Raw genomic sequence first — 13,961 nt, forward strand, 5'->3', positions numbered from 1 at the left:
TGTCCGATCATTTCCGCTCGCCTATCGTCGTGGTTGTCCTTGGTGGGCGACCGAAATCCGCATCCCCGACGATGCGGACGCAATTGGAATGACGTATGCGCGAATGCATCGGGGCTGCTTCGATCCGACGGCGACACGATGATTCGCTGCAGAGGAGTCCGAAGCGGACGCAGCGATCTCCATCCAGCAACACCCGGACGCGCTTGATTCGCCTGCTGCTGGCAAGTGTCTCAGCGACGGCGCTGATAGCCCTGTCCCCACGGTCTGCTTCGGCCCAAAGCTGGACCGGAGCGACCAGCAACGACTGGACGGTCGGGAGCAACTGGTCGGGTGGCGTGGTCCCAATCGCGGGCAATGTCGTCAACATCAATACGGCCTCGCCAAACCCGACCGTGCTCGGCGCCGCTGGCGCGGCAGTTGGAGCGACCGGAAGCCTCTTCCTTGGCGGATCTTCCAGCAATCTGACGATCCAGAACGGCAGCACGCTGACGAGCAGCGGCGCGTCGATTGCGATTGGCGTCGCAGGCGGAAACAATGGCACCGTGACCGTCAGCGGCGCCGGTTCGCAATGGATTACATCCGGCGATCAGATCGAAATCGGCGCTAGTGGCAATGGCACACTCAACATCCAGAACGGCGCCAGAGTCGTCGCCCAATTAGGGGTTTATCTCGCAAGCTTCGCAGCCGGCACGGGCACGCTCAATATCAATGGTGGCGGCACGCTCGAGACGAACCTCCTGGCGCGCCCCGGGGCAGGGGGAACCGGTCAAGTCAATTTCGATAACGCCATTCTGCGCGCCCGGATAAACAGCGTCGGCTTCATCGCCGGATTTTCGGCGGGAAATCTCAATATCGCCGCGGGCGGCCTGACCGTCGACACCCAGACTTTCACCGTGAGCGGGAACAGCGGGTTTTCCGGCGTCGGCGGATTGACGAAGACCGGCACGGGTACCTTCAATCTCCGCGCATCCAATACCTATGCCGGTGCGACGGTGATCCAGGCCGGCACGCTTGCCCTCGCCAGCATTGGCTCGGTTGCCGCGTCAAGCCGGGTCGTCGCAAACGGAACCTTCAGTATCTCGGGCATCACTGCCGCCGGCACGAGCATTCAAAGCCTTGCAGGAACCGGCGTCGTCGCGCTGGGTGCGAAGAATCTCACGATCACCAACGCGAACGATCTGTTCGCCGGCGCGATCGGTGGCACCGGCGGCCTGACGCTCACCGGCGGCACCCAGACGCTGGCGGGTGCCAATACCTACAACGGTGCGACCAACGTGGACGGCGGCACCCTCCGCGCCAGAGCGGCGAATACCTTCAGCGCGGCCTCGGCCTTCACGGTAGCCTCCGGCGGCACGCTCGACCTCGCCGGCTTCAATCAAACGCTCGCCTCGCTTGGCAATGCCGGCATCGTGACACTCGGCGGGGCACCGGGGACCACGCTGACCGTGGCCGGCAATTATGTCGGCAATGGCGGCACCCTGCAGCTCAACACCCAGCTCGGCGGCGACAGTTCGCCGACCGACCTGCTGCGGGTGCAGGGCAGCACGTCGGGCACCTCCTCGCTACGCGTCACCAATGTCGGCGGCACCGGCGCGCCGACCGTCGAGGGCATCAAGGTGATCGACGTAGCAGGCGCCTCCAACGGCAGCTTTTCGCTTCTGGGCAGCTATGTCTTTCACGGCGAGCAGGCGGTGGTCGGCGGCGCCTATGCCTATACGTTGCAGAAGAACGGCATTGCCAGTCCCGGCGACGGCGATTGGTATCTGCGCTCGAGCCTGATCAACCCGCCGCCCGCGACACCCCTGGGTCCGCTCTACCAGCCGGGCGTTCCGCTGTACGAAAACTATGCGCAGGTGCTGCTCGGCATGAACGATTTGCCGACGCTGCAGCAGCGCGTCGGCAACCGCTATTGGGGCGGCAGCGATGCGATGGCGCGCGCCGGTGGCGCGACGACGGTGCCAGGCGCGGCTTCGCCGGCGCCGACGGCGTTCTGGGGCCGCATCGAAGGCGGGCATTCCGACCTGCAGCCCTCCAACACCACGGGCTCGACCTACAAGGCAGACCATCTGAAAGTGCAGACGGGGCTCGATGGCCTCGTGCTGGAGAACGAGGGGGGCCGGTTGTTCGTCGGCCTCACTGCGCAATACGGCCTGACGACCGCCAATGTCGCGTCGTTCTTCGGCAATGGGCGTATCCGGGTCGAGGGAACGGGCGTCGGCAGCACGCTGACCTGGTATGGCGACAACGGCTTCTATGTCGACGGTCAGGCGCAGTCGATGTTCTACCGCAGCGATCTGTCGTCCGAGCTGGCCGGCAGCCTGATCCACGGCAATGAAGGGCTCGGTTATGCCTTCAGTGCCGAGACCGGCAAGCGGATCGGTCTGGGCAATGGCTGGCTGCTGACGCCGCAGGCGCAGCTTTCCTATGCGAAGGTCGCTTTCGACGGCTTTGCGGATCGGTTCGGCGCGCCGGTCGCGTTGCGCGATGGCGACAGCCTGCTCGGCCGCGCCGGACTTGCACTCAACCATCAGAGGACCTGGAACGACGGCACGGGCATCGTGCGCTCCGACGTCTACGGCATTGCCAATCTGCGTTACGAGTTTCTCAACGGCACCAACGTCGATGTCGCCGGCACCGGTTTTGCCAATGCGCAAGACCGGCTGTGGGGCAGCATCGGCGGTGGCGGCACCTATAGCTGGGCCAACGGGCGCTACGCCGTCTTCGGCGAAGTCTCCTACAATGCGAGCCTCAACAACAGCGCGGACAACCGCAATTACAAGGGTACCGGAGGCTTCCGTCTCACCTGGTGATTCATGCCGCCTGCGGCCTGCGGGAACACCGGTCGTTGCGGTCTTCTGTCGCAGCACGTCGTGATGGAACCCGATTCACAATCCGGTGACACCGAGAAAGCGCCCTGAACTCAGCACCATAGGCCGTGTGACATTGGGCCGCCCGCCGCACGCGTTGCGTCGCAGCAAGTCCCCTCTATTTTGACGGCATCGGCCGCGCGGAAATCGCCCAGAACGGGCCCCGCGGAGCGTGATCAGTTTCAACAATATCGGGGCACCCCACTTCATGTCAGGACTTCGCGCGCGATCGGCATGCGTTGCAATGATGCTCGCGGCCTGTACGCCGCTGTTGGCAGGCTGCGACGAATCCAGTTCCGCCGTCTCAGCCGCCCAACCCAACGACCCTGACGTCAGCATCGTCATCGTCAAGCCGCAGCCGCGTGCCGTGGTGCGCGAACTGCCGGGCCGCATTGCGCCGACGCGCGTCTCCGACGTGCGGCCGCGCGTCTCCGGCATCGTGGTCGAGCGCCTGTTCCGACAGGGCAGCGAGGTGAAGGCGGGCGATCCACTGTACCGCATCGATCCGCGTCCGTTCGAGGTCGAGGTGATGGCCAACGACGCCGCGGTCGCCAAGGCCGAGGCCGCGTTGATGCAGACCCAGCAGCAGGCGCGCCGCATCGCCACGCTCACCAACCAGCGCGCCGCGCCCGAAGCCGAGAACGAGAAGGCGATCGCGGCCGAGCGCCAGGCCCATGCCGAGGTCGAGGGCCGCAAGGCCGATCTCGCGCGCGCCAAGCTCAATCTCGACTACGCCACCGTGCGCGCGCCGATCGACGGCGTCGTCGGTGCTGCCCTGGTCAGCGAGGGCGCGCTCGCGGTGCAGAACGAGACCAATTTGGCCACCATTCAGCAGCTCGACCCGATCTATGCGGACTTCACCCAGTCGGTGAACGAGCTCAACCAGCTCCGCCGCGCCTTCGAGAGCGGCGACCTCGAGCGCATCGCGGCCGATGCCGCCAAGGTGCGCCTGGTGCTCGACGACAACACCATCTATTCGCTCGACGGCAAGCTGCTGTTTTCGGATGCCAAGGTCGATGCCCATACCGGCCAGGTGACTCTGCGCGGTGAATTTCCCAATCCCAAGCGCGAGCTCTTGCCGGGCATGTATGTCCGCGTCCGCATCGACCAGGGTCTCGATAGCGACGCGATCGCGGTGCCGCAGCAGGCGATCCAGCGCAATGGCGGCGGCGGCAGCGAGGTGTTCGTCGTCAAGGACGACAACCACATCGCGGTGCAGCCGGTGCGCACCGGTTCGGTGCAGGACGGACTCTGGTTCGTCACCGACGGCCTGAAGGCCGGCGACAAGGTCGTGGTCGAAGGGTTCCAGAAGTTCGCCGCCGGCGACAGGGTCAAGCCGCAATCCTGGTCGGAGGCGGATGCGACCGCCGACAACCGGCACGCTCAGAAGCTCACGCGGTAACAGGCCATGGCGAGCTTCTTCATCGACAGGCCGATCTTCGCCTGGGTGGTCGCGCTGTTCATCTGTCTGGTCGGCGCAATTTCGATTCCGCTGTTGCCGATCGCGCAGTACCCGATCATCGCGCCGCCTTCGATCTCGATCTCGACCAGCTATCCCGGCGCCTCGCCCGAAAACCTCTACAACAGCGTCACGCGGCTGATCGAGGAGGAGCTCAACGGCGCCTCCGGCATCCTCAATTTCGAATCGACCAGCGACTCGCTCGGCCAGGTCGAGATCATCGCCAATTTCGTGCCGGGCACCGATACCAGCGCCGCCTCGGTCGAGGTGCAGAACCGCATCAAGCGCGTCGAGGCGCGGCTGCCGCGCGCGGTGATCCAGCAGGGCATTCTGATCGAGGAAGCCTCCAGCGCGGTGCTCCAGATCATCACGCTGAACTCGACCGACGGCAGCCTGGACGAGGTCGGCCTCGGCGACTTCATGATCCGTAACGTGCTCGGCGAGATCCGCCGCATCCCCGGCGTCGGCCGCGCCACGCTGTATTCGACCGAGCGCAGCTTGCGCGTCTGGGTCGATCCGGCGAAGCTGGTCGGCTATGGCCTGACCGCCGACGACGTCAACAAGGCCATTGCCGCGCAGAACGCGCAGGTCGCTTCCGGCAGCATCGGCGCCGAGCCGTCGACCGCGACCCAGCGCACCTCCGCGCTGGTGCTGGTCAAGGGTCAGCTTTCGTCCCCGGATGAATTCGGCACCATCATCCTGCGCGCCAACGCCGACGGTTCGACCGTGCGACTGCGCGACGTCGCGCGCATCGAGGTCGGCGGCCTGAGTTACCAGTTCAACACCCGTCTCGACGGCAAGCCGACCGCCGGTCTTTCCGTTCTGATGTCGCCGACCGGCAATGCGCTGGCGACCGCGAGCGCCGTCGAAGAGAAGATGAAGGAGCTGTCTCGCTTCTTCCCGGCCAATATCGGCTACGAGATTCCGTACAACATCACGCCCGTGGTCGAGGCCTCGATCAAGAAGGTGCTGACGACGCTGGTCGAAGCCATCGTGCTGGTGTTCGTGGTGATGTTCGTGTTCCTGCAGAACATCCGCTACACCATCATTCCGACCATCGTGGTGCCGGTGGCGCTGCTGGGCGCCTGTACCACGCTGCTGCTCGCCGGCTACTCCATCAATATGCTCTCGATGTTCGGCATGGTGCTCGCGGTCGGCATCCTCGTCGACGATGCCATCGTCGTGGTCGAGAACGTCGAGCGCATCATGGCCGAGGAGGGGCTTCCGCCGAAGGAAGCGACGCGGAAAGCGATGTCGCAGATCACCGGCGCCATCATCGGCATCACGCTGGTCTTGATGGCCGTGTTCGTGCCGATGGCGTTCTTCCCGGGCTCGGTCGGCATCATCTACCGCCAGTTCTCGGTGACCATGGTTGCGGCGATCGGCTTCTCCGCCTTCCTGGCGCTGTCGCTGACGCCGGCGCTGTGCGCGACCTTGCTCAAGCCCGTTGCCGCCGGTCATGGCCATGCGAAAAAAGGCGTGTTCGGCTGGTTCAACCGCATGCTCGACGGCAGCAAGGAGGGTTATTCCCGCACCGTCGGCTTCTCGCTGAAGCGCACCGGCCGCTTGATGCTGGTCTATGTCGCACTGCTCGCCGGCCTGTCCTGGGCCTTCGTCAATCTGCCCGGCGGCTTCCTGCCGGTCGACGACCAGGGCTTCGTCACCACCGACGTGCAGACGCCGTCGGATTCGTCCTATGGCCGGACCGAGGCGGTGATCGAGAAAGTGGAAAAATACCTGGCGCAGCGCCCGGGCGTCGACAACGTCACCTTCCTCACCGGCTTCAGCTTCTCCGGCCAGGGCATGAACACCGCGCAGGCCTTCATCACCCTGAAGGACTGGTCGGAGCGCGGGCCGAAGGATTCGGCAGCGGCGATCGTCACTGACATCAACCGCGATTTGTCGTCGTCGATCCGCGACGCAAAGATCTCCGCGTTGCAGCCGCCGCCGATCGACAATCTCGGCAACTCCTCGGGCTTCTCGTTCCGCCTCCAGGACCGCGGCCAGAAGGGCTATCCGGCCTTGATGCGCGCCGCCGATCAGTTGATCGCGGAGGCCAATGCGAGCGCTGTGCTTCAGAAGGTCTATGTCGAGGGCCTGCCCGAGGCCGGCGTGGTCAATCTCGTGATCGACCGCGAAAAGGCCGGCGCCTTCGGCGTCACCTTCGAGGACATCAACAACACGATCTCGACCAATCTCGGCTCGAACTACATCAACGACTTCCCGAACCGCGGCCGCATGCAGCGCGTCGTGGTGCAGGCCGATGCCCGCGACCGCATGCGGACCGAGGACATCCTCAACTACAACGTCAAGAACAGCCGCGGCCAGCTCGTGCCGTTCTCGTCCTTTACCACCGTGGAATGGGCGCGCGGACCGACGCAGATCGCCGGCTTCAACTACTATCCGGCGGTGCGTATCTCCGGCGAGGCCAAGCCCGGCTTCACCTCGGGCGATGCCATCGCCGAGATGGAGCGGCTCGCGGGCAAGCTGCCGCGCGGCTTCGGCTATGAATGGACCGGGCAGTCGCTCCAGGAGAAGCTGTCGGGCTCGCAGGCGCCGTTCCTGCTCGGGCTCTCGGTATTCGTGGTGTTCCTGTGCCTGGCCGCACTCTACGAGAGCTGGACCATTCCGCTCGCTGTGCTGCTCACCGTGCCGCTCGGCATCGTCGGCGCGGTGGTCGCAGCGATGTTGCGCGGCCTGCCCAACGACGTCTATTTCACCGTCGGCCTGATCACCATCATTGGCCTTGCGGCAAAGGATGCGATCCTGATCATCGAGTTCGCCAAGGATCTGCGGAAAGAAGGCAAGCCGCTGGTGGATGCCACCATCGAGGCCTGTCGCCTGCGCTTCCGCCCGATCCTGATGACCGGCCTCGCCTTCATCTGCGGCGTGCTGCCGATGGCCATCGCCCACGGCGCCGGCGGCGCCAGCCAGCAGGCGCTCGGCAGCATCGTGATGGGCGGCATGATCGCCGTGGTGATCCTGGCGCTGCTGATGGTGCCGGTGTTCTTCGTGTCGGTGCAACGCGTGCTGGGCGGGGATCGGGAGAAGGCAGAGGAGAAGGGGGCCGAGGCGTATGGGCCGCCGGCGCCGGCCAAGCTGTAAGGTGAGGTGTCATGCCCCGCGCAGGCGGGGCATCCAGTACCCCGCGGCTTTTCCGTATCCAACAGACGTCTCTGGAATACTGGATCATCCGCCTTCGCGGATGATGACAGTCAGGTTTGGAGCTGCCGTCTTCACCCAGACAGCTCAGCACATTCGCCGGCGCTGGTGAGAGTCGACCACTGAACGCCGGATCGGTCGGCTTGATTTCCCGGAGGCCTCAATCCAGACTGCATCCCTGGATTGAAACAACGTATTCGCGCCGCCCCGCGAATGCACAGGCACCCCGCCGATCGAAAGCATGTCATGCGTCCGACCGAAATTGCGATCTCGAACTATCGCTCCATTCGGCGGCTCTCCATACCCATCCATCCCTTGTCCGTGTTCGTTGGCGAAAATGGAGTCGGCAAGTCCAATCTCTACAAGTCCTTGTCGCTGTTGCGCGACGCGGCGACCGGTCAAATCACCCGCACGATCGCCGATGAAGGCGGATTGAATTCGGTCTGCTGGTCCGGCATTCGCAAGCGAGGCGAAGACGGGCGGCTGCGGCTGTCGGCCACATTCGACAGCATGAGGTATTTCATCGAGCTCGGGTTTCCCAGCCCGCTTCAAGCCGCGTTTCCCGGCGAGCCGATGATCAAAGCCGAAACTATCGAAACGACGCGCGGCAAACGAACGGTCAAGCTGATGGAGCGCATCAATTCGCTCATCAGCGTCCGCGGCGAGAGCGGCGCCTGGAGCAGCCACAAGGATGCGGTGCTGCCGTCAGAGACCGCGCTTGCGGCTTTTTCCGATGGCAAGCAATGCCCGGAAATCGACCTGATCAGAAATGCGATGCTGGGCTGGCGATTCTATCATGACTTTCGCACTGATCCGGCGTCTCCGATACGAAAGCCTTGTCTCGCGATCGCAACGCCCTCGCTCAGCGCCGATGGAATCGATTTGGCTGCCACCCTGGCGACCCTCTATGTCATTCGGGAAGACGCCAACGACCTGCAGGACGCAATCCAGGATGCATTCCCGGGCGCCGAACTCCGCGCGTGGGAAGAAAACGGCAGGTGTGAATTCGATCTGCAATTGGAGGATATGCCGCGGCCGTTCAGGGCTCACGAATTGTCCGATGGGACGCTGAAATACATCTGCCTGCTCGCAGTGTTCATGGGTTACCGGCTGCCGCCGTTCATCGCGCTGAACGAGCCCGAGACCAGTCTGCATCCGTCGCTGCTGGCGCCGCTGGCCCGGCTCATCACCAAGGCATCACGCCGCGCCGACATCTGGATTGTCACCCATTCGGAGCAACTGATGGACGCACTGCGAAGCGAGAGTTCGGTCCCGCTTCGCCGGGTGATCAAATCGAAAGGCGCCACGACGATCGAGGGCCTGACCATTGGCGGTGAATATCGCGACGGGGAAGACGACGAGGACGCTTCTTGAACGTCGAGCCGTTGTGCTACTACGCCTACTTCCGCAAAGTCTTCACCAATTCCCCGTGCACGAACTCATTTCCGCACACGACATGCCCGGTGACCAGCGCGTCGCCCGGCGTGTCGATGTCGGTCACCGTCCCACCCGCTTCGCGCACCATGATTATGCCGGCGGCGACGTCCCAGGACTGCAGATTGCGTTCCCAGTAGCCGTCGAGGCGGCCGGCGGCGACGAAGGCGAGGTCGAGGGAGGCGGCGCCGAAGCGGCGCAAGCCCGCGACGCGGTCCTGGATCGCGGTCATCTCGCGGCGGAATTCCTCGTGGTCGCCGCGGCCGATATGGGGCAGGCCGCAGGCCACCACGCATTCGTTGAGCTGGCGGCGGCCGGCCACGCGCAGGCGCTGGTCGTTGAGGAAGGCGCCCTTGCCGCGCTCGGCGATGTAGAGCTCGTCATTGGCGGGGTTGTAGATCACGCCCGCGATGATGGTGCCTTCGCGCGACAGCCCGATCGAGATCGCGAATTGCGGGATGCCGTGCAGGAAGTTGGTGGTGCCGTCGAGCGGATCGACGATCCAGGTGTGACTCTTGTCGCCGCCCTCGCGCGTGCCGCCTTCCTCGCCGATGAAGCCGTAGCCGGGCCGCGCCTTGGCGAGATCCTGGTAGAGAATCTCCTCGGCGCGCTTGTCGGCGAGCGAGACGAAGTTCGCCGGCCCCTTCAGCGAGACTTGCAAATGCTCGATCTCGCCGAGATCGCGCTTGAGGCTGCGGCCGGCGCGGCGCGCGGCCTTGACCATGACGTTGATAGTTGCGGAATACAGCATGAGCTCTGGTCTTGATCGGGGGAAATGGCGCCGAAATCGCGCCTGTTTGAGGGATTGGGTGCCCTGCGAGGGGCCCAACGTCAAGTCATTGCTTCAAGTCATTTGGCTTCAAGTCATTTGGCGTCAAGTCATTTGGTCCCGAGCCATTTCCTGGCGGCGGCCTCGGCCTTGGAGCGGTCGTCGGGGGGGAGGTCGGAGAACTGCTTGTCCAGCTCCGGATCGCCTTTGCCGGCGGTCTTGGCCACCAGATGCCATTTAAAGCCCTCGACCTTGTCCATGGCCGTGCCCATGCCGTTGATCAGCACCCAGGCCAGCCGGTTCTGCGCGATCGCGCTGCCCTGGCGGGACGCCTTGCGGAGCAGGGCTACGGCCGCCGGCTGGTTCTTCGGCGTGCCGGTGCCGTTGAACAGCGCGATGGCGTATTCCACCTCCGCATCGACATTGTCGGTCAGCGTAGCGGCCTGGAGCAGACGCACCGCCCGTTCCGGGTCCTTCGGCACGCCAGTGCCTTCCTTGTAGAAGGTCGCAAGCGCGTATTGCGCCTCGGGCAGGCCGGCGTCAGCCGCCTGGCGCAGCAGCTCGGCGGAGCGCTTGACGTCCTGCGGCAGGGTCTGGCCGTCGAGATAGAGCAGCGCGAGGTTATAGGCCGCCTTGGGCTCGCCGAGCTTGGCGGCGGACGCCATCAGCTTCACGGCTTCGTTTTTGTCGACCGGGCCGCCGCGGCCGGAAATCCTGAGCATGGCGAGCGCGAACATCGCCTCGCGATCGCCGGCGTCGGAAGCGCGCTTGTACCATTGCAGCGCCTTGGCGTAGTCGCGCCGGATGCCCATGGCGTTGGAATAGAGCTCACCCAGCATGGTCATCGCCTTGGCATCGCCGGTCTCGGCACGGGCGGTGGCGAGATCGAAGGCGGTCTTGTACTGGCCGCGCTGATAGGCGCCGAACACCAGATCGACGTTGGGATTGTCGGTCGGCGGCGCCGGGATCACGGTCGCGGCCGGGGCAGGCTTTGGGGAAGCTGAAGGCTTGGGGGAGGCTGAAGGCTTTGGGGAGGTTGAAGGTTTGGGGGACGCTGAAGGTTTGGGTGCCGGCGCGGCCTCCTTCTTCTTGGTGACCGGGGCCGGCTTCGGCTTCTGCTTCTCGGCCGACGGGCTCGGCATTGCAGCCGGCGGCGTGATCTGGAGCTGCGCGACCGCGGGCGCCGTCAGCAGCAGCGTGGCCAGGATCGTGATGCGCGGGAGCTTCATGTCGGGCGCTAGCCGTGCTCGCTGTCCGCGGGATTCTGGTCCACAGACGCAGCCGCAAAGGCCTTCTTGATCGCAGCGTCGGCCTCGATCAATGCAGCCTTCGGCCCGCGCGGATCGGCCCAGATGAACTCGCCGACCAGCACGAAATCGGCGCCGCTGGCCGCGAAGTCGTGGGCCTCTTCCAGCGAGGTCGCAAAGCCGACGCAGGGCGGCTCGAACAGCTCGGCCCACCAGTCAAGCCGCTCGGCGATCGCCTGCGATGACGGCCGCTGTCCCTTCGCATCAGGCTCGCCGAACAGCACATAGTCCGCGCCGATCTCGCCCGCATCCATGGAATGGTGTCGCGTCGTCAGTCCGCCGACGCCGGCGATGCGATCGGGCTTGAGCGATGGCAGGGCTTCTTTCAGCGCGGCGATGCCGGGCAGGTGCGCGCCATCGGCGCCGCCACGTGCGACGAGCTCAGCATGGCCCTCGACGAGCAGCGCGGCGCCTGCTCTCTGCACCGGCGGCGCGAAGGCCTTGATACGCGTGATCATGGTGCGCTGGTCGGTCTCCTTCAGCCGCAGCAGCACGGCCGCGACGTCGGCAGCGGCAAGCAGGCCCGGCAGCTCTGCCAGAAGCGAAGCGGGATCATCGACAACGGGCGTCGCGAGATAGAGACGCGGCGCCGGGCGCGGCGGAGGAGATTTGTTCGACAAGATCTAGGCCGCCTTCTTTTCCAGGCTGCTTTGCCATTCGCCCTTGGAGGCGAGGCCATTCATGCGCGCGCGGTGACTGAATGCGTCTTGTCCGGCCGCGACGTTCTCGGCCTTGCCCGACCAGGCCTTCTGCGGTGCGGCCTGGAGTGCGCGACCGTAGGAGAAGGTCAGGCCCCAGGGCAGCGGGCCGAGCTTGTGCATGGCGTTGAGATGCGCGGTTGCCTCTTCATCCGACTGGCCGCCGGAGAGGAAGGCGATGCCGGGCACCGCCGCGGGCACGCAAGCCTTGAGCAGCCGTATCGTCGTCTCCGCGACCTCCTCGACGGAAGCCTGCTTCGCGCATGTCTTGCCGGAGACTGCCATGTTCGGCTTCAGCACCATGCCCTCGAGCGCGACGCGCTGCACGCGCAATTCCTGAAACGTCTTGTTGAGCACACGGCTCGTCACCTCATAGCAGCGATCGATGTCGTGATCGCCGTCCATCAACACTTCGGGCTCGACGATCGGCACGATCTGCGCGGCCTGGCACAGCGCCGCATAGCGTGCCAGCGCGTGGGCGTTGACGCTGATCGCGGTCATCGAGGGGATACCACTGCCGATGTCGATCACCGCGCGCCATTTGGCGAAGCGCGCGCCGCGCTCGTAGTATCTCTTCAAGCGCTCGGCGAGCTTGTCGAGCCCGACGGTGACGAGCTCGCCCGGACACATCGGCAGGCCTTGCGTGCCCTCGTCGACCTTGATGCCGGGAATGGCGCCGCTGCTCTCGATCAGCTTGACCAGGGGCGTGCCGTCCTTCGCATCCTGCCAGATCGTCTCGTCATAGAGGATGACGCCGGAGATGTACTGGCTCATGGCTTCCTTCGAGCGGAACAGCATCTCGCGATAGGCGCGGCGGCTCTCTTCGGTCGATTCCACGCCGATCGCGTCGAAACGCTTCTTGATGGTACCGGAGGATTCGTCGGCGGCAAGGATGCCCTTGCCGGGCGCGACCAGAGCGGTCGCGATCCTGTTGAGCTCAGTCAGATTCATCGAGATGTCCTCCCAAAACGATTCTGCCCTTGCGGGTGAAAATAGACCGTTCCCGGGCAAATGCCGAGTTAACGTTCGTCGCAGGGTCAAGGGGGGAGGGCTTTGGCGCTGGCACAAGGGCGTCATCCCGGGCTCGCCGCTTTGCGGCGCCCCGGAATGACCGAGAAAGTGGGGGCAGGCTTACGCCACCTTCGGGGCGAGCTCGCCCTTGGCGTAGCGCTTGGCCATCTCGGCCGTCGTCAGCACCTTCTTGATCTTGGAGGCTTGCCCGGCGGTATTGAATTCCTGGAGCCGCTGCTTGCACAGCTTGGTCATCGCTTCCATCGCGGGCTTCAGGTACTTGCGCGGGTCGAACTCTTCCGGATTGTCCTTGAGCACTTTCCGGATCTGGCCGGTCATCGCCATGCGGTTGTCGGTGTCGATGTTGATCTTGCGCACGCCGTTCTTGATGCCGCGCTGGATCTCGGCCACCGGCACGCCCCAGGTCGGCTTCATCTTGCCGCCATAGGTGTTGATGATGTCCTGGAGGTCCTGCGGCACCGACGAGGAGCCGTGCATGACGAGATGCATGTTCGGCAGCTTGCGGTGGATCTCCTCGATCACGTTCATGGCGAGGATGTCGCCGTCGGGCTTGCGGGTGAATTTGTAGGCGCCGTGCGAAGTCCCCATCGCGATCGCGAGCGCGTCGACCTGGGTCTCCTGGACGAACTTCACGGCTTCATCCGGATTGGTCAGGAGCTGGTCGTGGCTGAGCTTGCCCTCGGCGCCGTGGCCGTCTTCCTTGTCGCCCATGCCGGTCTCGAGCGAGCCGAGCACGCCGAGCTCGCCCTCGACCGAGATGCCGCCGAGATGGGCCATGTCGGTCACGGTCTTGGTGACGCCGACATTGTAGCTCCAGTCGCCGGGGGTCTTGCCGTCAGCCTTGAGCGAGCCGTCCATCATGACCGAGGTGAAGCCGGCCTGGATCGCGGTCATGCAGGTCGCCGCTTCATTACCGTGGTCGAGATGCACGCAGACCGGGATGTGCGGGTAGATCTCGGTCACCGCGTCCATCATGTGCTTGAGCATGATGTCGTTGGCGTAGGAGCGCGCACCGCGCGAGGCCTGGATGATGACCGGCGCGTCGACCTGGTTGGCCGCGTCCATGATCGCCAGCGCCTGCTCCATGTTGTTGATGTTGAAGGCCGGTACGCCGTAATCGTTCTCCGCCGCATGGTCGAGCAATTGACGCAACGTGATCCGAGCCATGTGTCTTTTTCTCCCGTTTGGGCCTGCAAGGCCTCTGCTTGACGGCCGCTAACTACTTGCCGACTG

9 protein-coding genes are annotated in these 13,961 nt (G+C 64.8%); 4 read left to right on the forward strand and 5 right to left on the reverse strand.

Features of this window, described 5'->3' with window-relative positions; genetic code table 11:
- Positions 1 to 335 precede the first annotated feature (335 nt).
- The 4 genes from JQ591_RS03290 (at position 336) to JQ591_RS03305 (ending at position 8,862) form a co-directional block, all read left to right on the forward strand.
- Complete coding sequence (locus tag JQ591_RS03290; RefSeq protein WP_211394604.1) at positions 336 to 2,810, forward strand: autotransporter outer membrane beta-barrel domain-containing protein; 2,475 nt, start codon at positions 336 to 338, stop codon at positions 2,808 to 2,810.
- Between the two features lie 265 nt (positions 2,811 to 3,075).
- Complete coding sequence (locus JQ591_RS03295) at positions 3,076 to 4,269, forward strand: efflux RND transporter periplasmic adaptor subunit (protein WP_211394605.1); 1,194 nt, start codon at positions 3,076 to 3,078, stop codon at positions 4,267 to 4,269.
- 6 nt (positions 4,270 to 4,275) lie between these two features.
- Positions 4,276 to 7,431, forward strand: coding sequence for a multidrug efflux RND transporter permease subunit (locus JQ591_RS03300; RefSeq protein ID WP_211394606.1), 3,156 nt, complete (start codon positions 4,276 to 4,278; stop codon positions 7,429 to 7,431).
- 303 nt (positions 7,432 to 7,734) lie between these two features.
- Positions 7,735 to 8,862 (forward strand): AAA family ATPase, encoded by a 1,128-nt coding sequence (locus JQ591_RS03305; protein WP_211394607.1) that lies wholly within the window; start codon positions 7,735 to 7,737, stop codon positions 8,860 to 8,862.
- 25 nt (positions 8,863 to 8,887) lie between these two features.
- On the opposite strand, the gene JQ591_RS03310 is transcribed toward JQ591_RS03305, so the two are convergent.
- The 5 genes from JQ591_RS03310 to fba all read right to left on the reverse strand — a co-directional run bounded on the left by JQ591_RS03310 (position 8,888) and on the right by fba (position 13,895).
- Positions 8,888 to 9,673: an inositol monophosphatase family protein gene (locus JQ591_RS03310; RefSeq protein WP_211394608.1), complete on the reverse strand. Its 786-nt coding sequence runs from the start codon at positions 9,671 to 9,673 to the stop codon at positions 8,888 to 8,890.
- Positions 9,674 to 9,801: 128 nt separating this feature from the next.
- Positions 9,802 to 10,920, reverse strand: a complete 1,119-nt coding sequence (locus JQ591_RS03315; protein ID WP_211394609.1) for a tetratricopeptide repeat protein — start codon at positions 10,918 to 10,920, stop codon at positions 9,802 to 9,804.
- Between the two features lie 8 nt (positions 10,921 to 10,928).
- Positions 10,929 to 11,618 carry a thiamine phosphate synthase gene (locus tag JQ591_RS03320; protein WP_211394610.1) on the reverse strand — a complete coding sequence of 230 codons (690 nt, stop codon included), beginning with the start codon at positions 11,616 to 11,618 and terminating at the stop codon, positions 10,929 to 10,931.
- 3 nt (positions 11,619 to 11,621) lie between these two features.
- A complete protein-coding gene (locus JQ591_RS03325; RefSeq protein WP_211394611.1) occupies positions 11,622 to 12,647 on the reverse strand; it encodes a class I fructose-bisphosphate aldolase in 1,026 nt (341 codons plus the stop codon).
- Between the two features lie 180 nt (positions 12,648 to 12,827).
- Entirely contained in the window at positions 12,828 to 13,895 is a 1,068-nt protein-coding gene (gene fba, locus JQ591_RS03330) for a class II fructose-bisphosphate aldolase (RefSeq protein WP_211394612.1), read from the reverse strand.
- Between the last annotated feature and the right edge of the window lie 66 nt (positions 13,896 to 13,961).

Origin of the sequence: Bradyrhizobium canariense (assembly GCF_018130465.1) — a bacterium.
Classification (GTDB): Bacteria; Pseudomonadota; Alphaproteobacteria; order Rhizobiales; family Xanthobacteraceae; genus Bradyrhizobium; species Bradyrhizobium canariense_C.

Excerpts from the sequence above, each read along its gene's own strand:
- JQ591_RS03305 (WP_211394607.1), top strand. The coding sequence starts at position 7,735 with ATGCGTCCGACCGAAATTGCGATCTCGAACTATCGCTCCATTCGGCGG.
- JQ591_RS03310 (WP_211394608.1), bottom strand. The coding sequence starts at position 9,673 with ATGCTGTATTCCGCAACTATCAACGTCATGGTCAAGGCCGCGCGCCGC.
- JQ591_RS03300 (WP_211394606.1), top strand. The coding sequence starts at position 4,276 with ATGGCGAGCTTCTTCATCGACAGGCCGATCTTCGCCTGGGTGGTCGCG.
- fba (WP_211394612.1), bottom strand. The coding sequence starts at position 13,895 with ATGGCTCGGATCACGTTGCGTCAATTGCTCGACCATGCGGCGGAGAAC.
- JQ591_RS03315 (WP_211394609.1), bottom strand. The coding sequence starts at position 10,920 with ATGAAGCTCCCGCGCATCACGATCCTGGCCACGCTGCTGCTGACGGCG.
- JQ591_RS03295 (WP_211394605.1), top strand. The coding sequence starts at position 3,076 with ATGTCAGGACTTCGCGCGCGATCGGCATGCGTTGCAATGATGCTCGCG.
- JQ591_RS03325 (WP_211394611.1), bottom strand. The coding sequence starts at position 12,647 with ATGAATCTGACTGAGCTCAACAGGATCGCGACCGCTCTGGTCGCGCCC.